Genomic DNA, 22069 nt, shown 5'->3' with positions numbered 1-22069 from the left:
TCATACGTCAGGGTCCTCGGTTCGAGCCCGCCGTCGGCGCTGAAAAAGAGGTGCAGGTGAATGTCCCCCCGTTTCTTGATTCCGCTGATCGTCGGTGTTGTTCTCTCAGGCCCGCTGCAGGCCGAAGACGGCACGCCGAAAGGTGTCGTCGAACTTTTCACGGCCCAGGGCTGCTCTTCCTGTCCTCCTGCTGACGCCGCTTTCCGCAAGCTGGTGAGCCAGGGCGATGTCATCGCACTCGCCTATCATGTCGATTACTGGAATTATCTCGGCTGGGCCGATACGCTGAGCTCCAAGGAAAACACCGAGCGGCAGTATGGCTATGCGAGGACAATGGGCCGCAGCAACGTCTATACGCCGCAGGCGATCGTCAACGGGCGCGGCCATCTGGCCGGCGCAGATCTCAATGGCATCAACAGCAAGATCGACACCTATAGCGGCGAAGGCAACGGGCTGACCGTGCCCATCAGCGCGGCAATGCGCGGCGACGAGCTGGAGATCAAGATCGGCGCGGGGCAGGGCAAAGCCAATGTGGTGATGGTCTATTTCGACAAGGAAAAGACGATCGAGGTCGAAAAAGGCGAGAACAGCGGAAAGAAGCTGTCCTATCTGCACAGCGTCACCAATGTCGAAACGGTCGGCATGTGGGACGGCAAAGCGACCAGTCTGACGCTGCCGGCCAGTGTGCTGCAGCGGCCGCAGCTCGAGGGCTGCGCGATTCTGCTGCAATCGGCGAACGACAACGGCGATCCTGCGGCGATCCTGGGCGCGACCGTGGTAATGGCTGGCAAAAATATCTGAGATTTCATCCGCTTGCGGGTGAAGTACCGGGCGGCCCGGCTGAGCGTATTCGGGGCTGGGGTTAAGGTCGATACGCTCCGCCGGGCCCTTTGGCGCGCTGGCGCCAAACCGGGATTCATAAATCTCCTGCAAATGAGGCGCTGTTTTGACTGAAATGCGGCGCTGCCGAGAAAGCGACAGCGCTGTCATGCGCATCTGACGATGCGCCTATTCAAAGTGCTACGGCGTCCTTACGCGCTGACGCGCGGCGCTGTAGTGCGGCCGAATGTGACGGCCGGCGCTCTTGCAATTTGCGGCGGCTCGGGCACACTGTCACCCACCTGTCACATGCAGAGGCCTTGGAGACTGAATGACAGATCAGCCGGATTTGCGACACGGCGAAGGCCGTTCCGTCGACAATAGTTCCTCAGTCGTCGTCGATCTCAGGGAATACAAGCAGAGCAAGGACCCGCTTCCGGTGACCTTTCACCGGCGCGAACTGGACGCGATCCTCTGGATCTACGGTCGTATGGTCGGTGACGGCGAATGGCGCGACTACGCCATCGATCACCTGAAGGACAAGGCGGTGTTCTCCGTCTTCAAGCGCTCCGGCGAAATGCCGCTCTTCCGCATCGAGAAAAATCCCAAGCTCGCCGCCAAACAGGGCGCCTATTCGGTGATCAACGTCCACGGCACGATCCTGAAGCGCGGGCACGAGCTGAACCAGGTGCTGAAGGTGTTCGACAAGGCGCTGAAGCTAGTCGACAAGTAGGCCGTATTTTTTTCAGCCGGCAAACAGCGTGCCGGGATAGGCGGAGGGATCCGGATCGGTCGTCATGCCCTCGCCGAGGACGCGCTGCATGAGCATCGTATCCAGCCAGCGGCCGTGTTTGTAGCCGGCGCCCCGCATCAGACCGACCTCCACGAAGCCCGCCTTGAGATGAAGCGCGATCGAGGCGGGGCTGGCGCCGCCGATGACGGCGATCATCTGACGAAAACCGAGACTTGTGCAGCGGTCGATCAGCTCCGCCATCAGCGCTTTGCCGATGCCGAGGCCACGGGCTTCGGGCGCCAGATAGATCGAATCCTCGACCATCCATCGATAGGCCGGGCGGACGCGAAAGGCCGAGGCATAGGCATAGCCGAGCAGGCATCCATCCGCACCGGCTGCGGCGATATAGGGATATTGCTGGCCGACGATCGCCGCAAAACGCTGCGCCATTTCGGCCTCGGAGGGCGGGGTGATCTCGTAGCTCGAGGTGCCGTTCAGAACGGATTCCCGGTAGATACCGGTAATGGCGGGAATATCGGCTGCAGAGCCATCGCGCAGGAGAAATGACATTTCGACGGCGGATCCATCAAGAGGGCAAGGCCTTCCTAAAATCACTCCTCCGAAACCGGCGCAACAAAAAAGGCGGCCGAAGCCGCCTTTTCGATCTCAGTGTGTCTGCTTATTTGCGGTTGCCCATGAACTGCAGCAGGAACATGAAGAGGTTGATGAAGTCGAGATAGAGCGTCAGCGCACCCATGATCGCCTTGCGGCCGGCCACGGCAACGTCATCGGCTTCCAGGTACAATTCTTTGATCCGCTGCGTGTCGTAGGCGGTGAGGCCTGCGAAGATCAGCACGCCGATCACCGAGATCGCGAACTGCATGGCGGACGAAGCCAGGAAGACGTTGACGATCGAAGCGATGATCAGGCCGAAAAGACCCATGATCAGGAACGAGCCCATCGCCGACAGGTCACGCTTCGTCGTGTAGCCGTAAAGCGACAGCGCGCCGAAGGAGGCGGCGGTGACGAAGAAGGTCTGAACGACGCTCTGGCCGGTGTAGACCAGGAAGATCGACGAGAGCGACAGGCCGACCAGTCCGGCATAGACCCAGAAGGTCGTCTGCGCGGCGGCCACGCTCATGCTATTGATGCGGAAGCTCAGGAAGAAGACGGCCGCAAGAGGCGCAAGGATCACGACCCAGCGCAAGGGCGACTGGAACAGGAGCACGCCGAACTGGGTGAGCTGGCCGTCCTGAACAGCGAAGTTGAATCCGAGATATGCGGCCACACCGGTGATCGCCAGGCCCAGCGCCATCAGGTTGTAAACCTTGAGCATATAGGCGCGCAGGCCTTGATCAATCATCTCGCCGGTCTGAGCGCGGCTTTGATAGTTACGAAGGTCAGCCATAGTTTCCTCTTACAAGCTCCGATGGAGATACGGTGTCGGGGTTTTCGACCCGGGCGCCGCTGCGGAGCTCCAGCATGCCTGCAGACAATATGAGGCTTTCGCCCTTCGCAAACAAGAGGGTTGCAAAGGCCCGGCCGGTTAAATCGCCGTAAGGTGAAGGGTTTGAGGCGCCTTAGCCGGTCAAAGCTCGCGCAGGACGGGTGCCGCCTTCTGCCCGAGGATGCGCCAGGTGCCGATGAGGCCGATGCCGACGGTCAGCACGAGCGCGGTGACCAGCGTCAGCCCCGCCACATCGGGCAGGAAGGTCGAGGGCAGGCGCATGATGCGAGCGACGATGAACCAGGCGGCAACGCTGCCGGCCGTCAGCGCGAAGATCGCGGTTGCCAGCCCAAGGATCAGATATTCGTAGCTGAAGGCGCGAATGAGCATGGCGCGGGTGGCGCCGAGCGTCTTCAGCACCACCGCGTCGTGGGTGCGTGCCCGGTTTCCGGCGGCAAGCGCCCCGGCCAGGACAAGGATCGAGGCGATAAGGGCGACGGAGGCTGCGGCGCGGATTGCGGTTGCTAGCTGGGCCACCAGCTGGTTGACGATGTCGATCGCGTCCTTGACGCGGACGCTGGTGATCGTCGGATAGGTGTTGGTGACGGATTTCAGGATCGCCGCATCTTCGGCCGGTGTCGAGGCGGGATCGGTCAGGGTCGCCAGCCATGCGTGCGGGGCGCCGCGGAAAGTGTTCGGCGAGAAGACCATGACGAAATTGATCGACAGCGATTCCCATTGGACGCGGCGCAGATTGGCGATCTTCGCGGTGATGTTGCGGCCGAGCACGTTGACTGTGACCTTGTCGCCGATCTTCAGGCCCAGTTCGTGCGCCTCTTCCGAGGAAAAGGAGACGAGCGGCTCGCCGCTGTAATCCTTGTCCCACCAGCTGCCTTCGGTCAGGGCGGCATTTTCCGGCAGGGCGTCGGCGTAGGTGATGCCGCGATCGCCGTTCAGCACCCAGCGGCCGGCGGCAGGCACGTTCATCTTGCTGACGTCCTCGCCGTTGAAGGCGATGATGCGGCCGCGCAGCATCGGCACTTCCATCAGCTTGCCCTTCGGCGCCTGTGCCTGGACGAGAGCACGGAAAGCATCGACCTCGGCGCTCTGGATATCGACGAAGAAGAAGTTCGGCGCGCCCTCGTTCATGCGGCCGGTCAGCTGCTGGCGCAGGTTTCCGTCGATCAGGGTCAGCGTCACCAGCAATGCCAGGCCGAGGCCGAGCGAGAGCACGACCGAAGGCGTCAATGCGCCGGGGCGGTGGATATTGCCGATCGCAAGCCGCAATGCCGGCGAGTTGACCCGCGGGCTGCGGCGCGCAAGCCAGGCGATCGCTGCTGCGACCAGGCGTAGCACGACGAAGGCGAAGACGATCGCACCGACGAACACGACGGCGATGAAGCGGTCATAGGCGGTGAGGATGGCAAGGCCGGCAAGGGCGGCCATGAAGAGCGCGGCCAGCAGGATATAGGGCCAGGAGGGCAGGTGGCGGGCCTCGAAGCCCTGCTCGCGGAAGAGCGCGGTCGCCGGCACTTCGCGGGCATGGCCGAGCGGCAGGATGGCGAAGGCGAGCGTCGTCAGGATGCCGAAGAGCGTCGCCAGCAGCAAGGCGCCGGGATAAAGCGTCGGCGCCGTCGAGACCGGCAGGAACTGCGCCAGAAACTGAGCGGCGAAGATCGGCGACAGCGCGCCGATGAGAAGGCCGATCAGGATGCCGCCAAGCGCGATGATGGCGATCTGGAAGAGATAGATCAGAACGACAACCTGCGCCGGCGCACCGAGGCATTTGAAGGTTGCGATGGTGGTGCGCTTGGAATCGAGGAAGGCGCGCACGGCATTGGCGACGCCGACGCCGCCGACTATCAGCGCGGTGAGGCCGACCAGCGTCAGGAACTGCGAGAAGCGGGTGATGTTTTCGGTGAGCGAGGGGGCGGCGCGGTCGCTGGTCCGAACGGCCCAGCCGGCGGAGGGAAATTCCTTGGCGGCGCGCGCCTGGATGCCCGGCATTGCGCCCTTGTCTTCCAGCCGGATCTTGTAGGCATGCTCGACCAGGCTTCCCGTCTGGATCAGCCCGGAGGCTTCGAGCGCCCGGCGGCTGACTAGCAGACGTGGCGCAAAACCGAAACCCTCCGACAGCGCATCCGGCTCGGTTTTGACGGTGCCGGTGATGCTGAGCTTGACATTACCGAGCAGCAATTCATCCCCGACCGCGAGCCCGAGCCGATCGAGAAGCAGCGGCGCTGCGACGGCGCCATAGGTGCCGCCCTGGCCCGAAAGCAGAGCTGCCAGCGGATAGTCCGGCTCGGCCACGAAACTGCCGTAGAGCGGGTAGGCGTCGTCGACCGCCTTGACCTCGACCAGCGCCTGGTCGGAACCGTCAGGCTTGCGGGCCATCGAGCGCAGACCGGTCGACACCGAAACGGTGCCGAGGCCGTCGAGGAAAGCCATTTCCTCAGGCGTCGCTTCGCGGTTGTTGAGTTCGAAACGGACGTCGCCGGCCAGCAGCTCCTGCCCCTGCGAGGCGATCGTATCGGTGATCGATTGCGAGACGGAATTGACGGCGGCAATCGCCCCGGTGCCGAGCGCGATGCAGGCGAGGAAGATGTAGAAGCCGCGAATGCCGCCGCGCAGCTCGCGGAGCGCCAGGCGAAAAGCGAGCGAAACGCGCGGCGTGACGATGCTCATGCGATTGCCGCCTCGCTGCGGCGGGCGGCGCTGTCGCCTTCGATCCGGCCGGAACGGACGCGGATCTGGCGCGAGCAGCGGTTGGCCAGCGAGACGTCGTGGGTAACGAGAAGCAGGGTCATGCCGCGTTCGGCCTGCTTGGAAAACAAGAGGTCGGCGATCTGTCGGCCGGTCTCGGTGTCGAGATTGCCGGTGGGCTCATCGGCGATCAAGAGGGCGGGCGAGGGGGCGAGCGCCCTGGCGATCGCCACGCGCTGCTGTTCGCCGCCGGAAAGCTGGCCGGGATAGTGGTTCAGCCGTTCACCGAGGCCGACCGATTTCAACTCGCGATGGGCGATCTCGAAGGCGTTGCCGACATTGGCGAGTTCCAGCGGCACGGCGACGTTTTCCAGCGCCGTCATATTGGCGATCAGATGGAAGGACTGGAAGACGATGCCGATGTTGCGGCCGCGGAAATCGGCCACCTGGTCCTCGCTCAGCGCGTGGAGCGGCGTATCGTTGATATTGATTTCGCCGCTGTCGAGCTTTTCCAAGCCGGCAAGCACCATCAGCAGGGTGGATTTGCCGGAACCGGACGGACCGACGATGCCGACGGATTCGCCTGACGCGATATCGAGATCGATGCCCTTCAGCACATGCACGGAAGCGGCAGCACTGCCAAGCGTCAGATCGGCGCCCTTCAACTCGATGATGGTTTTAGCCAACAGAAATCGCCCTATATAAATCCATAACGAAACAGCCGCATAACGGCACTTCGCCAATCTAGGGAAGCCAGAATGAGATTTAAAGTTGCCGCGCTTCAATTCACCGTCATTGCGGTCTCTCTGATCTTTGCCGCTGCCGCCGATGCCCGGACGATCAATCTCGTCGGTTTTGGGGACAGTTTGATGGCGGGCTATCAGCTCCCGCCCGGCGACGGCTTTCCGGAAAAGCTGCAGGCGGCGTTGAAGGCGAAGGGGCTCGACGTCACTATTGCCAATGCCGGGGTCTCCGGCGACACGACGACAGGGGGGCTTGCGCGGATCGACTGGTCGATACCCGACGGTACCGACGGCGTCATTCTGGAGCTCGGCGCCAACGATGCGTTGCGCGGCATTCCGCCTGAGGAAAGCGAGAAGAACCTCGATCAGATGATTGCCCGGCTGAAAGAGCGCGGCATCGCCGTGCTGCTCGTCGGCATGATGGCGCCGCCCAATATGGGCGCGGATTATGCGGAACGCTTCAATCCGATTTATCGGAAACTTTCGGAGAAACACGGAGTTAAGCTCTATGCCTTCTTTCTCGACGGCGTGGCGCTCGATGCGGGGCTTAAACTCGACGACGGCATGCATCCGAATGCGAAGGGTGTGGATGTCATGGTTCAGAAGATGGAAGCCGATGTCACAAATTTCGTCGGGACGATTTCTTCTGTGAAGAAATAGGGGCTTGCGCGGTCATTGATTGCATGATTCCGTGTAAGCACTGCAAAAGATTCGGGGAGTGCTCGTTATGCCGAGACTGTTTACCGCCCTCGAAATTCCGCGCAATGCGGCGATGAGCCTTTCATTGCTGCGCGGTGGCCTCCCCGGAGCACGATGGATCGATGTGGAGAATTACCACATCACCCTGCGCTTCATCGGTGATGTCGACGGCCGCACGGCCGATGAAATCGTAGAACGCCTTGACCGGATCGACCGGCCGGAATTCCAGTTCCGGCTCGAAGGCATCGGTTCCTTCGGCTCGAAGAAGCCGCATTCGGTCTGGGCCGGCGTTTCGCAATCGCCGGAGATGTACGCCCTCCAGGGCGAGATCGAGCGGATCTGCCAGCGCATCGGCCTGCCGCCGGATCCGCGCAAATTCATGCCGCATGTGACGCTGGCGCGGCTCAAATCGTCGCGGCTCGACGATGTCGTGCAATATCTGGCCGGACGCGGCAACTTTCACACGTCGACCTTCACGGCGCCGCGCTTCGTGCTGCTGTCGTCGCGCGAATCGGTCGGCGGCGGCCCCTATCTCACCGAGGAAGTGTTCCCGCTGCACGAGGCGCGCTCGGCGCCCAGCGCTTCGAGCAGGCTGCTACAGCCGGTCAAGAGCCTGGTGTAGACCAGCTCGAAACCTGCCGGGCCTCCATAATAAGGATCGGGAATATCCTCTCCCGTTCTAAGCGCGATATCGCCGAACAGGCGGATGCTCGCCTCAGGCGGCGCGATCGTTTCGAGCGCCGCCACATTGTCGCGGTCCATGGCCAGGATCAGATCGAAATCCCTGAAATCGCTGGAGCGGATTCGACGGGCGTGTTGCCCGGATATGTCGATACCATGGCCTTTCGCTGTGGCGATCGACCGGCGATCGGGCGGCTCGCCTTCATGCCAACCGCCGGTGCCGGCGGAATCGATCGTGAAACGGCCGGTCAAACCTGCCTCGGCGACAAGATGACGAAAAATTCCCTCGGCCAGAGCATGATGCCGAAAAGTGTAAGCGGTTTTCGGACGACATCATGCTCTAACTCTTTAATGCAGAACAGGATTCAGATTTTAGGCCGACCCGGCCTAAAATCATCCTGTTCTAGCGGAGAACGGCATATATTGCCCATGCAAACGAAGAGGACGCTGATGTGTTTCATCGGTAGGCCTGTCGACAGATGAGAGGACCATGGCATGAAAATGGAAAGACTGGAACGGGCTACGATCGAGGCTGAAATGGCTGGGCTTGCAGGCTGGGCGCTCAACGATGCGGCCTCCTCGATATCGAAGACGTTCAAGTTTGCAAACTTTGTCGAGGCTTTCGGCTTCATGACCGAGGCAGCGATCACGGCCGAAAAACTCAACCACCATCCCGAATGGTTCAACGTCTATTCCAGGGTGGACGTAACGCTGAACACACATGATGCCGGCGGACTGACGGAGCTGGATTTCAAGCTCGCCAAGGCGATGGAAAAGGCGGCGGCTCGACGCGGCCTTTGAAAGCGGGGCCGATTGAATGCGTGGGCGCCATCACCATATGTTCGCAGGGACGAAAGGATGGAAGGGATGGACGAAGTCAAGTTCGGGGAAATTCTATTGCCGGGCGACGAGGACACCCAGAGCCGCCGGGAGAAGACGGTCAGGCAGAAATTCTGGCCGACCTTCCGGCGGGCGGTGCGGCAGATTCCGTTCTCGCGCGATGTCGTTGCCGGGTTTTACTGTGCGCTCGATCCGCAGACGCCGACGAAGGTGCGCGGCGTGCTGCTCGCAGCGCTTGCCTATTTCGTCATGCCGATCGACATGATCCCGGATGTTTTCGCCGTCATCGGCTTTTCCGACGACATCGCCGTGCTCTCGGCCGCCTTCGCCATGGTGCGCGGCCATATCCGTCCCGGCCACTACGAGGCAGCCGACCGCGTTCTGGCCGACCGGACCGAAGAAACGATGAAAACCATTTAGGCGGTTTCGCGCTCCAGCACCTTGCGGAGCTTGCCGAAGGCAAGCCGGATCCGCGATTTCACCGTGCCGAGCGGCAGTCCGGTCGCTTCGGCGATCTCCGAATGCGATTGACCCAGGAAGAATGCGGCACGCAGCATGTCGCGCTGCTCCTCCGGCAATTGGCCGACGGCGGCGCGGATCCTGGCGTCGCGATCGTCATTGGCGATGATTTCGTCCGCGCCGATCTCGGCCGGCGGCTGCAGGGCCGGATCGGTCTCGTCGAAGATGCGGGTATTGGCACGGCGCTGCTGGTCGATGCGGCGGTTGCGGGCGATGCGGAAAAGCCAGGTCGAAAGGGACGATCGCGTGGCATCGTAGAGATCCGCCTTGTGCCAGAGCACGATCATGATCTCCTGCACCAGTTCCTCGGCCTCGGCTGATGTCATCTTCTGGCGCATCAGCCAGGCTTTCAGCCGCGGTGCGAAATAGTCGAACAGGATGGAAAAGGCCTGCTGGTCGCGATCCCTGGCGACGGCCTTCGCGAGGGCAGCGAAACGCTGTCTTTGCTCGGCATCCATGTCCCCTCACGCGCCCCCTGCGGCAATAATTTCGTATCGGATTTCCAAGTCTTACTGAGGTACAACGGATTTTGGAAAGGTCAAACTCTTGCCTGAATCTTTGTGTCTTAAATTCAGCCGAACGGACGGCCAGTGCCATCGGGGCACCATGTCGCGGCCGATACCGTCAAAGGGGCGAAAATTGATACCCGAGCTGAAATGACACAGGCAGATACAAATCGCAGCTATTGTTGACCATTTGGTAACCTGAATTAAGTCAAAATAAAGCAGATCGTGATTATGCGGCGCCCGCTATGATCGCTTCGGGCCTTGAATCGCAAGAACCGGCAGGAATCCATGTTTGTAAAAAGTATCGTATCCGCTCTCGCACTCACCCTTGCCATGGCCGGAGTTGCGGCAGCGCAGCAGGCCGCGCCGAACCGCATCCAGCAGTTCCAGGCATGGGGCGCCTACTCCTACAAGTCGGGCGCCAGCACCGTCTGCTACGTGCTGTCGGTTCCGACGGCAAAGCAGCCGGCAAGCGTCGACCACGGCGACAACTTCTTCATTGTCTCGCAGCGTCCGGGCCAGAACATCTCCTACGAGCCGCAGGCGATGATGGGCTACACGGTGAAGGAAAATTCGAAGATCAACGTCGTCATCGACAACAAGACCTTCGTGATGTTCACCAAGGACAAAGCCGGCTGGGTCGAGAATGCCGCCCAGGAACCGGCCCTCGTCGCGGCGATGAAGACCGGTCATTCGATGACGGTGAATGCCGTTTCGCGCAAGGGCACCGGCACGTCCTACAGCTATTCGCTCTCGGGCATCTCGGCAGCGCTGAAACAGATCGAAAGCTGCAAGTAAGCGGTCTCCCAACCGCAGAGTTTCGACGGGGCCGGCCTTGCGCCGGCCCTTGCCGTTTCTATCTCTAGTGACGCGCGGGCAAAATGATGCTAAAGGGCGCGCCAACAGCGGATAGATCGCGATCAGCGCCGTTCCGCCATTCAATTTTTGCCGATCTGCCGTCATGCGTCCGCAAGTCTTCCGGTTCACCCTGAAGCATGCGGGCTCGCAGGGGCAGGACATGTTTGAATTCGGGATGAATGCCTATGTCCGTCATGGATGCGATCGTTGTTAGCAAGCCGCAGGCGCACACGTCCGCCAGCTTGGAAAAGCCGTCTTTGATCGGGTTGTCGCGCGAGGAGATGGGGGCGGCACTCCGGGAAAGGGGCGTGGCCGAGAAGCAGATCAAGATGCGCGTCGCGCAGCTGTGGAACTGGATCTATGTGCGCGGGGTCTCCGATTTCGACCATATGACGAATGTCGCCAAGGACATGCGGGAAATGCTGAAGCAGCATTTCACCATTGCGCGTCCGGAGATCGTCGAGGAGCAGGTCTCGAACGACGGCACGCGCAAATGGCTGCTGCGTTTTCCCCCGCGCGGTGCCGGGCGCCCCGTCGAAATCGAAGCCGTCTATATTCCGGAAGAGGGCCGCGGCACGCTCTGCATCTCCAGCCAGGTCGGCTGCACGCTCACCTGTTCCTTCTGTCATACGGGCACGCAGCGTCTGGTGCGCAACCTGACGGCGGAGGAAATTCTGTCGCAGCTGCTGCTTGCCCGCGACCGGCTCGGCGATTTCCCGGATCGTGAAGCGCCGCAGGGCACGATCATGCCTGCCGAGGGCCGCAAGGTCAGCAACATCGTGATGATGGGCATGGGCGAGCCGCTCTATAATTTCGACGCCGTCAAGCAGGCATTGCTGATCGCCACGGATGGCGACGGCCTGTCGCTCTCCAGGCGTCGCGTGACGCTGTCCACCTCGGGCGTCGTGCCGGAAATCTTCCGCACCGGCGAGGAGATCGGTGTCATGCTGGCGATCTCGCTGCATGCGGTGCGCGACGACCTGCGCGACATTCTCGTGCCGATCAACAAGAAGTATCCGTTGAAGGAGCTGATCGAGGCGTGCAAGGCCTATCCCGGTCTCTCCAATGCGCGGCGCATCACCTTCGAATATGTGATGCTGAAGGATGTCAACGACAGCCTTGAAGACGCCAAGGGGCTGATCAAGCTGCTGAAAGGCGTGCCGGCGAAGATCAATCTCATTCCGTTCAATCCCTGGCCCGGCACCAATTACCAGTGTTCGGACTGGGAGCAGATCGAGAAGTTCGCCGATTTCATCAATTCGGCCGGTTACGCATCGCCGATCCGCACGCCGCGCGGCCGCGACATTCTTGCTGCCTGCGGCCAGCTGAAATCGGAGTCCGAACGCATGCGCAAGACCGAGCGCCTGGCCTTCGAGGCGATGATGATCGCCAATCACGGCGCCGACGACTGATCAGCAAGTTTGATCCTCGCTACAATTCTCCTGCATTGATTTAAGCATGCGCATTTCCTAATAGTGCCGCCAAAATCAATCAGGAGGATACAAATGCGCCCGATTCTGCTCGCTCTTGCCGCCAGTTTGGCCCTTTCCCTGCCCGCAAAGGCTGACAACGTCACGGTCGCCGTGACGGCGATCGTCGAGCATCCGGCGCTGGATGCTGCCCGCAAGGGCGTTCTCGATGCGCTGACCGCCGCCGGCTACAAGGAAGGTGAGAACCTGAAATTCGTGTTCGAATCGGCGCAGGGCAATCCGGCGACGGCCGCCCAGATCGCCCGCCAGTTCGCCGGCGACGAGCCGAATGTCATCGTGCCGATCTCGACGCCCTCGGCCCAGGCGGTCGTCTCGTCAACGCGCGACATTCCGGTCGTCTTCACCGCCGTCTCCGATCCGCTCGGCGCCCAGCTCGTCAAGAACATGGACAAACCAGGCGGCAACGTCACCGGCCTTTCCGACATGTCGCCGGTCGCCGAGCATCTGGCGCTGATCAAGGAAATCCTGCCCGATGTGAAAACCATCGGCTATCTCTACAATTCAGGCGAGGCCAATTCCGTTTCGCTGCTTGCCGTGCTGAAGGTCGAAGCCGAAAAGGCCGGCCTGAAGGTCCTGGAATCGGCAGCCACCAAGTCGGCCGAGGTCCAGGGTGCAGCCCGCGCCCTCGTCGGCCGCGCCGATGCGATCTATATCCCGACCGACAACACGATCATCTCGGCACTCGAAGGCGCGGTCGCGGTTGCCGAAGAAAGCAAGCTGCCGCTCTTCACCGCCGATACGGATTCGGTTTCGCGCGGTTCGGTCGCCGCCCTCGGCTTCAATTATTACGATGTCGGCAAGCAAACGGGCGAGATCGTCGTGCGGGTGCTGAAGGGCGAAAACCCGGGCGATATCGCGGTCAAGACTGCCGCCGGCAGCGATCTCGTCGTCAACAAGGCGGCTGCCGCCAAGATGGGGGTCACCCTGCCCGAGAGCGTGCTTTCCCGCGCCAACAAGGTCATCGAATAATCGGCCGTCGTTCCATCGACCATTCACATTCAGCCGCTCCCGTTTGCACGGGGGCGGCTGAAGTATTAAAAAGCTGCGGTTTCGCGACGGGCGGAACGGTAACAAAAAGGGGCTGAAAGCCTTGAGCCAAATCGCATTTTGGGGGGCCGTCGAGCTCGGTCTGGTCTATTCCTTCGTCGCTCTCGGCGTCTATCTCGCCTTCCGTATTCTCGACTTTCCCGATCTGACGGTCGACGGCTCGTTTCCGCTCGGCGCGGCGGTGACCGCGGTGCTGATCATTGCCGGCGTCAATGCCTGGCTTGCGGCAGTGGTCGCGATGGCGGCCGGTGCCGGCGCGGGCATGGTGACGGCGCTGCTCAACGTGCGCTTCAAGATCCTCAATCTGCTCGCCTCGATCCTGACGATGATCGCGCTGTTTTCCGTCAATCTGCGCGTGATGGGCAAACCCAACGTCGCCCTCATCAATGCCGATACCATGATCAGCCCGTTCTTCGGCCATGGCCTTCGCGATTTCTACGTGCGGCCGCTCTTCGTCGGCGTTCTTGTGATCGTCGCCCTCGTCCTGGTCTGGCGTTTCCTCGAAAGCGATGCCGGGCTTGCCATGCGCGCGACCGGCGCCAATGCGCGGATGGCCCGCGCTCAGGGCGTCGATACCAGCCGGCAGATCTATCTCGGCATGGCGATCTCGAATGCGCTGGTGGCGTTCGGCGGTGCGCTGTTTGCCCAGACCAACGGCTTTGCCGACGTCACCTCGGGTGTCGGCACCATCGTCGTCGGTCTCGCCGCCGTCATCATCGGCGAGACGCTGCTCGGTCGCCGCGGCTTGTTGATCGCGTTGATCGGCTGCGTGCTCGGCTCGATCCTCTATCGCATCGCGATCCAGTTGGCGCTTTCGAGCGATGTCATCGGCCTGCAGGCCTCCGACCTCAATTTCGTGACGGCGGTGCTGGTCACCGTAGCACTCATCCTTCCCCGTCTTCGCGGAGGTGCCGCATCATGATCAGCGTCAAGGATATCAAGGTCGTTTTCGGCCGCGGCACGCCGCTGCAGAAGCAGGCGCTGAACGGCGTCAGCCTGACCATCGAGCAGGGCTCCTTCGTCACCGTCATCGGCTCCAACGGCGCCGGCAAATCGACGCTGCTCGGCGTGCTCGCCGGCGACGTCCTGCCGAGCGAGGGGCAGGTGCTGATCGGCAAGAACGAGGTGACGCGTAAGTCGACGGCATCACGCGCCGGTCTGGTGGCGCGGGTCTTCCAGGATCCGCTGACGGGAAGCTGCGGTTCGCTGTCGATCGAGGAAAATCTTGCTCTGGCCGCCCGCCGCGGCGAGAAGCGCGGGCTTGCGCCGGCGCTCGGCGGCAACAGGCGCGATTATTTCCGGGAGCGAATTGCCGAGCTCAATCTCGGGCTGGAAAACCGGCTGAAGGACCGTATGGATCTGCTCTCGGGCGGGCAGCGCCAGGCGGTTTCGCTTGTCATGGCAACGCTGGCCGGCTCCGAAGTGCTGCTGCTCGACGAACATACGGCAGCACTCGATCCCGGGATGGCGGAGTTCGTGATGAACCTCACGCAGAAGATCGTTGCCGAGCGCAAGCTGACGACGATGATGGTGACGCATTCCATGCGCCAGGCGCTGGATTACGGCCACCGCACGATCATGCTGCACGGCGGCGAGATCGTTCTCGACGTGGCGGGCGACAACAGGAAGAATCTGCAGGTCGAGGATCTGATCGCGATGTTCCGCAAGATGCGCGGCCAGACGCTCGACGACGATGCTTTGCTGATTGGCTGAGCCAACAGCGTGATCATCTGGCCTGCGTGAGCAGGATCTTCGCGGCGAAGATCGAGAAGACGCCGGCGAAGGTATAGTCGATCCCGCGCAACACCTTCCTGTTGTTCTGCAGCCAGGAGGCCAGCCAGTCGGCGGCAAGGATTACGCCGGCATTGACCGGCATGCCGATCAGGATGAAGCAAAAGCCGAGGAAAAGCAGCTTCTGTGTGACGGCGGGATCGCCGGCGCTGACGAACTGCGGCAGGAAGGTCATGAAGAAGATGATGACCTTCGGGTTCAGAAGATTGACCCAGAAACCCGACGAGATGTTCGCAAGCGCCGTGCCCTTCTGCGCCTCGACCTTGGCGACGGTGAGCTTCGAGCCGAAGCGGATCGCCTGCACCGCCAGCCAGAGCAGATAAGCGGCGCCGCCGGTCTTCAGGATCAGGAAAGCGGTCGGCGAGGCGGTGATCAGCGCCGAAATGCCGAAGGCCACCAGCATGGTGTGAACGACGATGCCGAGGCTGGTGCCGACAACGACGAAGAGCGCGGCATTCTTGCCTTGGGCGAGCGAGCGGCTGATCGACAGCGTCATGTCGGGACCGGGGGTTGCCGCGAGCAACAGCGTGGCGGCGGCAAAGCCGAGCAGCGTCGGCAGGCTGGGCAGGAAATCCATGGCATACTCCGAAAGCCGGAAAGACCTGACGATCTCTTATCCGGCTCCCAGAAAATTACCAATCAAACCTTGGAATAGTAACGATCACTTCTGTTCCAGGAACGCTTTGAACTTGTCGCCGTAGTCCTTGTGCCAGCGTGACAGCGGCGGGCGATTCTCGATGATGTCGCCGGCAGCCCAGGCCATGCGGCGTTCATCGACCGGCCGGGCCACGTCGTTGTCGGGGCAGAGGATATAGAAGTCGCCGCGCTCCAGACTTTCGACCATGAAATCGACGGTCTGCTCCGGTGTCCAGGCGCCGGCCGGCTTTTCCGCGCGGTCGCCCTTGGTGAGGCCGGTGAAGACGAATCCGGGGATCAGCAGATGTGCGGAGATCTTTCCGCCGTCGATGTTGCGAAGCTCATGCTCGAGCGCTTCGGTAAAGACCTTCACCCCCGATTTGGAGATATTGTAGGCGGGATTGCCGGGCGGCGTGGTGATGCCCTGCTTCGAGCCGGTGTTGATGATGAGGCCGGGCTCGCCGTGCGACAGCATCTTCGGGCCGAAGGTGCGCGTGCCGTTGATGACGCCCATCAGGTTGACGGCGAAGATATGGTCCCAGTTCGCCTGCGGGCTGAAGATCGAGGTTTCCGGGCCGATGCCGGCATTGTTCATCAGCACGTGCACGCGGCCGAAACGCTGGAGCACGGCGCGTTCGAGCGCCTCCAGCGAGTCCCTGGCTGCGACGTCGGTTTCGACGGCCATCACATTTTCTTCGCCGGCAATGGCCTTGAGTTCGTCGGCGGCCTCGGCCAGCCGATCGCCGCCGAGATCGGCGATGGCGACGCTCATGCCGCGCCCGGCGAAATATTTCGCCGCCGCCAGGCCGATGCCGGAGGCGCCGCCGGTGACGACCGCAACATTGGATTTCTTGAAAATGTCTTGAATATTGGTCACGGGGAGCCCCTCCTCGATCATTGCTAGGACGTTGGCGAATATGGGCTCCGCTTTGGTGCTGTCAACGCTATCGCGCCGGCGGCATGGCACTTGCCCTTGCGTCACGCGCCAATCTCGCTAAAAGTGCCGCGATACCGGGTTTTCGCCGGCCTTTTATGCAACGGACCTCATCATCATGGCATCATACAAAGACGTGAAGAAAGTCGTTCTCGCCTATTCCGGCGGTCTCGACACCTCGATCATCCTGAAGTGGCTGCAGACCGAGCTCGGCGCCGAAGTCGTCACCTTCACCGCCGATCTCGGCCAGGGCGAAGAGCTGGAGCCGGCGCGCAAGAAGGCCGAGATGCTCGGCATCAAGGAGATCTACATCGAGGATGTGCGCGAGGAATTCGTGCGCGATTTCGTCTTCCCGATGTTCCGTGCCAATGCCGTCTATGAGGGCGTTTATCTGCTCGGCACTTCGATCGCCCGGCCGCTGATTTCCAAGCATCTGATCGATATCGCCCGCAAGACGGGCGCCGATGCGATCGCCCATGGCGCCACCGGCAAGGGCAACGACCAGGTTCGTTTCGAACTCTCAGCCTATGCTTTGAACCCCGACATCAAGATCATCGCGCCATGGCGCGACTGGGCGTTCAAGAGCCGCACCGACCTGCTCGCTTTCGCCGAGCAGCATCAGATCCCGGTTGCCAAGGACAAGAAGGGCGAGGCGCCGTTCTCCGTCGACGCCAACCTTCTGCATTCCTCCTCCGAGGGCAAGGTCCTGGAAGACCCCGCCCAGGAGGCGCCGGAATATGTGCATATGCGCACGATCTCGCCTGAGGCCGCGCCCGACAAGGCAACGGTGATCAAGGTCGGCTTCCGCAAGGGCGATGCCGTCTCGATCAACGGCGTCGAAATGTCGCCGGCAACGCTGCTCGCCACACTCAACACCTATGGCCGCGACAACGGCATCGGTCGTCTCGACCTCGTCGAGAACCGCTTCGTCGGTATGAAGTCGCGTGGCGTCTATGAAACGCCCGGCGGCACGATCCTGCTCTCGGCGCACCGCGCCATCGAATCGATCACACTTGACCGGGGTGCTGCCCATCTCAAGGATGAGATCATGCCGCGTTACGCGGAGCTGATCTATTACGGCTTCTGGTTCTCGCCGGAGCGCGAGATGCTGCAGGCGCTGATCGACAAGAGCCAGGAGCATGTCGAAGGCGAAGTGACGCTGAAGCTCTACAAGGGCAATGTCATGGTCACCGGCCGCGAAAGCGAGAAGTCGCTCTATTCCGACAAGCTCGTCACCTTCGAGGACGACCAGGGCGCCTACGACCAGAAGGACGCGGCCGGCTTTATCAAGCTCAACGCGCTGCGCCTGCGCACACTCGGCAAGCGCAACCTCGCGAAATAATCCCGGTCGTCTTCGCACCGGATATGAGCCCGCCGGCATTTGCCGCGCGGGCTCTCTTTTACGCGGCGGCATCGACACGTAGTCTGACGTCACCGCGACGCGGCCCCCAGCTTTCGGCCCAGAGCGGCAGGCCGACAAGATCGGCTATCTCGGACGCCGCTTTGGCAGGATCAAGCGGCATCACCTCTCCGCAGTCCGTCACCGCAAAACCATCCTCCGCCTGATCGAGGCAAGTCACCGCCAGTCCGGCTCTGACGGCGATACCGCCGCGGTCCAAGCTCAGGTCGCGTGTTGTGGCTTCACGCAATAGGCCGAGATCGAGCGGGGCGAGCCTCAGGCGCCCCTGCCATTCGTTCGGCGCGTTGGTGGGGTCGACGACATTGACGCCGGGAAGTGCGGGAACTTCCCCCTTGAGGGGCCCTGCGCCGTGCCGGGTGGTGTAGCAGCGCGTCGCATATGTTGCGTCGAGCTCGGTGATGCCGGCCTCGGCGGCGATAGCAAGCATGTTGGCAAGCCCGGTATTCGAACGGGTGACGTGGGGAAAGGCACCACGGTCCTGATCAAGCCCGAGGCCCTGCGCCGCTTCGAAGATGACGGTGCCGCGTTCGCACAGCCGTCGGTCGGGCCAGAGCGTGACGCGGTCGAGATAGGCGGCGCAATCGGCCTCGAAGCGGGCGATGGTGGTGTCGTCAGCCAGCGCGGTGGCCAGTTCTGCGGGCAAGGCGGTGATGCCGAGCGCTGCCAGCCGGATCGGTACCCAGGCATCGCGGATAAAAACAAGGCGGGTGTGCAGATCGGGGCGGAACAGATCCTTGGTCGAAAGGGCGAATTCCGGGTGCAGATTGCGCTCGATGGTCTCGCCGAAGCCGAGGCCGCAGCTGCCATGACGGGCAGCGCCACGCGCCAGCTCCAAGGCCTGGTTGATGATAACATCGAACGGCGTGGTGACCGGCGCACGCGGGTCGCTGCTGATCTCGGGCTTTACACCGAGCTGGCTAAGGGCGGCCGATTCGTCGAGCAGCAGCATCGGATGGGCGACGAAAAAGCGGCTGAAATGCGTGGCGGCCCCGGCAAAGCTGCCCGAGCCGATGTGGTGGAAGACATGGCGGCGTCCGGCGGGACCGACCACGGTGTGGCCGGCCTGAGCGCCGCCATTGCTGCGAACCACCACGGCCCCCGGCGCGGCTGCGGCAAGGCGGTCGACCATCAGCCCCTTGCCTTCGTCGCCATAAAGCGCGCCGATCACGGCCTGTGCTCGAGTGCTCATCTTCTGCTCCTTAAAATGGTTCCCAGCGTGCGCCGGGGCTTTTGTTCTGCAAGATACGGGGTCGGAGCGGTTCAGCTTTTTATGGGAGCTCAGAACCGCTCCAACCTTTTGCTTTTTAAATCCCCGGGGAAAGCGCCTGGCACCTTTTCCTGGCTTAGAAGAACGGCAGCAGGCGCCGCTTGGGGCGTTCGCCGATGGCCTTGGCGACGACTGCAGCCGCTGCACCCGACCAACTGGCGGCTACGTCGCCGGCATCCCGGCCCTCGGTGATCTCGATGATCGAGACCACCAGTTCGGCAATGCGCCTGTGGTCATCGAGCACGAAGGCCCGGCCCGGCAGCAAGGGCTGCCAGCTCGCGAGCACCCGGTCGAGCCGCGCCGCTGCATAGCCCTCGCGGATGACGATGTGGAAGACCTCGTAGGATCTCTGCGCCATCGCAAGGCATTCCCGGGCGCTCAGACCGCGCGGCGGTTCGATGCCGAAGATGCGGGCGATCTGGTCGGCAGCCAGGCCATTGTGGACCGGCTCGTCGCCGATGGTGAAGAGATAGCCTTTGCGGCCGCGCCTTTCGAAGGCATCGGTCGAGGTTTTGAGCGCTGCCAGAAGGTGGGCGGCGCTGTAGCTCTCGCCGTCATTGCCGCCGCCATTGCCTTCCAGCCACAAGGCGCGGATCTGGCTGGCAAGCGAGATGTCGGCCTCGAACTGGGTGGCCTGCAGCGGCGCCGTATCGGTGTACGCATCTCCTACCGCCGCCACCATGATATGCGGATCGGATACCGGCCGGCGGTCATAGATCTCCGATGTCAGGGTGATGAGCCCGCCGCGCATGAGCTCGTGGGCGATCATGCCCATCGAGCCGGTCACATCCGAGGCGAGAATAATCGGCGTTGACTGCGGATTATAAGCGCTGTCGCGGCTCTCGCGCGTCGCAAAGCGCGCCGGATCGAACCGGGGGTCGATGCCGGTGGCGCCGAATACTTCGGACCGGCTGCGGCCATCTACATGGCGTGCATTGTAGGCCGCCCAGTCGGTTGTGCTGAAACGTCCCATACCCATGGCATCACTCCTTTGCTGTTGCCTTGGCGATCAGGCTGGCGGGTTCTGCCCGCTGCCGTCGTTACCAATCATATAAACTTGCAAAGTGCACTTTGCAAGTTGCTATTTGCAAATTGTGTTTTTTTCGATTGGCCGATATGAAACGTCTGGAACGCTCACTAGGAAGGCATCGATGGCAGAGGCTGAATTCGCACGGCCGATCGTAACAGTCGATATCGTTTTGCTGACGCTACACGAAGGCCGACTATGCGTGGCTTTGCTGGAGCGGTCCGCCCAGCCGTTTGTCGGCGTTCCGGCGCTGATTGGTGGCTATCTGCACACGGATGAGGATGGCGATGCGGAGGCGGCAGTGCGGCGCATCCTCAAGGCTAAGGCAGGGCTTGAGGGCATCTTTTTCGAACAGCTTGCGACCTTCGCTTCGGCGCGGCGCGATCCTCGCGACTGGTCGGTATCGATCGCGTATTTTGCGCTGGTCCCTGAGGGAGCGTTGGAGGGTGCCGCCAGCCCTCTGGAATTGCGGCCGGTCGATTCCGCCGGCGAACTGCCCTTCGACCATCATGAAATCGTCACTGCCGCGCTGGCGCGGCTGCGCGGCAAGGGCGCCTACTCGACCATTCCGGCAAGGCTGCTACCAGAGGTCTTCACGATGTCGGAACTGCAGGCAATCTATGAAACGGTGATGGGCGAGCGGCTGGACCAAAGTGCCTTTCGCCGCAAGGTCAATGATCTCGATCTGCTCGAAGTGGTCGAGGGCGAAAAACGACAGACCGAGCGGGCCCGGCGGCCGACGACGCTCTATCGGCTGAAGACGCCGGTCGCTGTGTTCGATCGAAGAATTTGAGTGGCCGGCGTCCAGAGATCACTCCTGCGCAAGCAATGTCTTTCCCGGGGCAAATTGGCGAGCGTAGAAAATCCGCACTGACAGAACAACGCCGGCAATCAGGACAACCACCCCAGCGACTTCGATCGGAGTTGGCCAACGTGCATGCACGATAAGTCCGCCGATGACACCGAAGGCTGTTTCCGAAACGATCAGCTGCGCAGCCAGGGCAACGGGCAGGCTCCGTGAGGCAATGTTCCAGGCCCAGACGCCGCCGACGGTTGCCAGAAGCGCGAAAGATGCGCCCCAAACATATAAGTTGCCGGCGGCACTCCAGCCGAATCCAAGTGCTGGAAGCTGGAAGAGGTCCATCGCGGCACCGACGGGATAGAAGGCCAGCATCAAGACGCCACCCCCGACTAGTATCAGGGCCGACCACACAGCGGAGGGCATTTCCGGTCGGGCGGCGAGGGCTGCCTGATTGGCAAGAGCGAACCAGACCCAAAGCCCAACGGCAGCGAGCGCCAGCGGCACGCCAACCCACAAGGATCCGACGGAGTTCAATCCCTCAGCCGTGAATGCCGTGCCATTGACGAGGATAAGACCGACCAGCACCAGCGCCAAAGGCATCATAAGGGATCGCCACGGCAATGATCCCTGACGCTGATTGCCAATGACCATCAATACGATCGGCACCAGACCGAGAAAGGCCGGAGCGATGACGGGGCCGGCAAAGACGGCTGCTCCCGTCACCGTCAGGAAGTAACCGACATATCCGATGAAGGCGAGCCAGATGGCCTGTAAACAGTTCCGAAGCGTGAGATGGTGCATGATGCGCTTCTCCGAAAACGGAATGTACAGCCCGACCAGACCCGAGACGACATGACGGATGAGGGCGAAATCAAAGGTGGAATAGTCACCGATGATGAAGGGCACAACAAAGTTGAGCGAAAAGGCAAAGGCCGCAAACAGAGCGGCTGACACGCCGACATAGAAGAGTTTGTCCATGATGTTCACCCTCTTGACGTCGCGTCACCAGGCCTTCGACCTCGGTAACGCCGGCAGTCGGTTGGCAATCAAGGGAAAGCCTTGATCGAATGGGTGAAATTTACGTGCCGAAAGTCTTGGCCGGTACCC

24 protein-coding genes are annotated in these 22069 nt (G+C 61.9%); 13 read left to right on the top strand and 11 right to left on the bottom strand.

Going from position 1 to position 22069, the window contains the following annotated elements; all coding sequences use genetic code 11:
• The first annotated feature begins 60 nt into the window (after window positions 1–60).
• Entirely contained in the window at window positions 61–801 is a 741-nt protein-coding gene (locus CO657_RS19125) for a DUF1223 domain-containing protein (protein WP_054182397.1), read from the top strand.
• A 349-nt stretch (window positions 802–1150) separates the two neighbouring features.
• Window positions 1151–1552, top strand: coding sequence for a DUF2794 domain-containing protein (locus tag CO657_RS19120; RefSeq protein ID WP_054182398.1), 402 nt, complete (start codon window positions 1151–1153; stop codon window positions 1550–1552).
• A 12-nt stretch (window positions 1553–1564) separates the two neighbouring features.
• On the opposite strand, the gene CO657_RS19115 is transcribed toward CO657_RS19120, so the two are convergent.
• The 4 genes from CO657_RS19115 to CO657_RS19100 form a co-directional block, all read right to left on the bottom strand.
• Entirely contained in the window at window positions 1565–2122 is a 558-nt protein-coding gene (locus CO657_RS19115) for a GNAT family N-acetyltransferase (RefSeq protein WP_054182399.1), read from the bottom strand.
• A gap of 109 nt (window positions 2123–2231) precedes the next feature.
• The gene (locus CO657_RS19110; protein WP_003589753.1) at window positions 2232–2960 is read right to left on the bottom strand and encodes a Bax inhibitor-1/YccA family protein; all 729 of its coding nucleotides are present in this window, start codon (window positions 2958–2960) and stop codon (window positions 2232–2234) included.
• A gap of 180 nt (window positions 2961–3140) precedes the next feature.
• Window positions 3141–5684: an ABC transporter permease gene (locus CO657_RS19105; protein WP_054182400.1), complete on the bottom strand. Its 2544-nt coding sequence runs from the start codon at window positions 5682–5684 to the stop codon at window positions 3141–3143.
• On the bottom strand, window positions 5681–6388 hold the full coding sequence (locus CO657_RS19100; protein ID WP_054182401.1) for an ABC transporter ATP-binding protein: 708 nt from the start codon (window positions 6386–6388) through the stop codon (window positions 5681–5683). The genes CO657_RS19105 and CO657_RS19100 overlap by 4 nt, the downstream gene beginning before the upstream one ends.
• Before the next feature lie 72 nt (window positions 6389–6460).
• Between CO657_RS19100 and CO657_RS19095 the strand changes: the two genes are divergently transcribed.
• Window positions 6461–7105, top strand: coding sequence for an arylesterase (locus CO657_RS19095; RefSeq protein WP_054182402.1), 645 nt, complete (start codon window positions 6461–6463; stop codon window positions 7103–7105).
• A gap of 67 nt (window positions 7106–7172) precedes the next feature.
• Window positions 7173–7766: an RNA 2',3'-cyclic phosphodiesterase gene (gene thpR, locus CO657_RS19090; RefSeq protein WP_012559245.1), complete on the top strand. Its 594-nt coding sequence runs from the start codon at window positions 7173–7175 to the stop codon at window positions 7764–7766.
• Here the strand turns inward: thpR and CO657_RS19085 are convergent.
• Window positions 7673–8119, bottom strand: coding sequence for a low molecular weight protein-tyrosine-phosphatase (locus tag CO657_RS19085; protein WP_082366256.1), 447 nt, complete (start codon window positions 8117–8119; stop codon window positions 7673–7675). The two genes, thpR and CO657_RS19085, sit on opposite strands and share 94 nt — an antisense overlap.
• A 201-nt stretch (window positions 8120–8320) precedes the next feature.
• Between CO657_RS19085 and CO657_RS19080 the strand changes: the two genes are divergently transcribed.
• Both CO657_RS19080 and CO657_RS19075 read left to right on the top strand, forming a co-directional pair.
• Complete coding sequence (locus CO657_RS19080; protein ID WP_054182403.1) at window positions 8321–8626, top strand: 4a-hydroxytetrahydrobiopterin dehydratase; 306 nt, start codon at window positions 8321–8323, stop codon at window positions 8624–8626.
• A 66-nt stretch (window positions 8627–8692) separates the two neighbouring features.
• Window positions 8693–9085, top strand: coding sequence for a YkvA family protein (locus tag CO657_RS19075; protein WP_054182404.1), 393 nt, complete (start codon window positions 8693–8695; stop codon window positions 9083–9085).
• On the opposite strand, the gene CO657_RS19070 is transcribed toward CO657_RS19075, so the two are convergent.
• The gene (locus CO657_RS19070) at window positions 9082–9642 is read right to left on the bottom strand and encodes a sigma-70 family RNA polymerase sigma factor (protein ID WP_054182405.1); all 561 of its coding nucleotides are present in this window, start codon (window positions 9640–9642) and stop codon (window positions 9082–9084) included. The genes CO657_RS19075 and CO657_RS19070 overlap by 4 nt on opposite strands.
• Before the next feature lie 336 nt (window positions 9643–9978).
• Here CO657_RS19070 and CO657_RS19065 point away from each other — a divergent pair, with 336 nt between their 5' ends.
• The 5 genes from CO657_RS19065 (at window position 9979) to CO657_RS19045 (ending at window position 14798) form a co-directional block, all read left to right on the top strand.
• A complete protein-coding gene (locus tag CO657_RS19065) occupies window positions 9979–10488 on the top strand; it encodes an invasion associated locus B family protein (RefSeq protein WP_003589764.1) in 510 nt (169 codons plus the stop codon).
• Window positions 10489–10733: 245 nt separating this feature from the next.
• The gene (gene rlmN, locus CO657_RS19060; protein ID WP_003589765.1) at window positions 10734–11960 is read left to right on the top strand and encodes a dual-specificity RNA methyltransferase RlmN; all 1227 of its coding nucleotides are present in this window, start codon (window positions 10734–10736) and stop codon (window positions 11958–11960) included.
• 93 nt (window positions 11961–12053) lie between these two features.
• Window positions 12054–13007, top strand: coding sequence for an ABC transporter substrate-binding protein (locus tag CO657_RS19055; RefSeq protein WP_054182406.1), 954 nt, complete (start codon window positions 12054–12056; stop codon window positions 13005–13007).
• Window positions 13008–13128: 121 nt separating this feature from the next.
• Complete coding sequence (locus tag CO657_RS19050; protein WP_054182407.1) at window positions 13129–14007, top strand: ABC transporter permease; 879 nt, start codon at window positions 13129–13131, stop codon at window positions 14005–14007.
• Window positions 14004–14798, top strand: a complete 795-nt coding sequence (locus tag CO657_RS19045; protein ID WP_054182408.1) for an ABC transporter ATP-binding protein — start codon at window positions 14004–14006, stop codon at window positions 14796–14798. The genes CO657_RS19050 and CO657_RS19045 overlap by 4 nt, the downstream gene beginning before the upstream one ends.
• A 13-nt stretch (window positions 14799–14811) precedes the next feature.
• On the opposite strand, the gene CO657_RS19040 is transcribed toward CO657_RS19045, so the two are convergent.
• Together CO657_RS19040 and CO657_RS19035 are read right to left on the bottom strand one after the other, a co-directional pair.
• Window positions 14812–15453 carry a LysE family translocator gene (locus CO657_RS19040; protein ID WP_054182409.1) on the bottom strand — a complete coding sequence of 214 codons (642 nt, stop codon included), beginning with the start codon at window positions 15451–15453 and terminating at the stop codon, window positions 14812–14814.
• Between the two features lie 84 nt (window positions 15454–15537).
• Window positions 15538–16389 carry an SDR family NAD(P)-dependent oxidoreductase gene (locus CO657_RS19035; RefSeq protein ID WP_054182524.1) on the bottom strand — a complete coding sequence of 284 codons (852 nt, stop codon included), beginning with the start codon at window positions 16387–16389 and terminating at the stop codon, window positions 15538–15540.
• A gap of 175 nt (window positions 16390–16564) precedes the next feature.
• Between CO657_RS19035 and CO657_RS19030 the strand changes: the two genes are divergently transcribed.
• A complete protein-coding gene (locus tag CO657_RS19030; protein ID WP_054182410.1) occupies window positions 16565–17788 on the top strand; it encodes an argininosuccinate synthase in 1224 nt (407 codons plus the stop codon).
• A gap of 58 nt (window positions 17789–17846) precedes the next feature.
• Here CO657_RS19030 and CO657_RS19025 read toward each other — a convergent pair whose 3' ends face one another.
• Together CO657_RS19025 and CO657_RS19020 are read right to left on the bottom strand one after the other, a co-directional pair.
• Window positions 17847–19055: an adenylosuccinate synthetase gene (locus CO657_RS19025; RefSeq protein ID WP_054182411.1), complete on the bottom strand. Its 1209-nt coding sequence runs from the start codon at window positions 19053–19055 to the stop codon at window positions 17847–17849.
• A 154-nt stretch (window positions 19056–19209) separates the two neighbouring features.
• The gene (locus tag CO657_RS19020; RefSeq protein WP_054182412.1) at window positions 19210–20112 is read right to left on the bottom strand and encodes a hypothetical protein; all 903 of its coding nucleotides are present in this window, start codon (window positions 20110–20112) and stop codon (window positions 19210–19212) included.
• A gap of 172 nt (window positions 20113–20284) precedes the next feature.
• Here CO657_RS19020 and CO657_RS19015 point away from each other — a divergent pair, with 172 nt between their 5' ends.
• Entirely contained in the window at window positions 20285–20953 is a 669-nt protein-coding gene (locus tag CO657_RS19015; protein ID WP_054182413.1) for an NUDIX hydrolase, read from the top strand.
• A gap of 18 nt (window positions 20954–20971) precedes the next feature.
• On the opposite strand, the gene CO657_RS19010 is transcribed toward CO657_RS19015, so the two are convergent.
• Window positions 20972–21940 carry a DMT family transporter gene (locus CO657_RS19010; RefSeq protein WP_054182414.1) on the bottom strand — a complete coding sequence of 323 codons (969 nt, stop codon included), beginning with the start codon at window positions 21938–21940 and terminating at the stop codon, window positions 20972–20974.
• Between the last annotated feature and the right edge of the window lie 129 nt (window positions 21941–22069).

This window comes from Rhizobium acidisoli (assembly GCF_002531755.2).
GTDB lineage: Bacteria > Pseudomonadota > Alphaproteobacteria > Rhizobiales > Rhizobiaceae > Rhizobium > Rhizobium acidisoli.
This window is presented reverse-complemented; position numbering and strand designations above follow the sequence as displayed.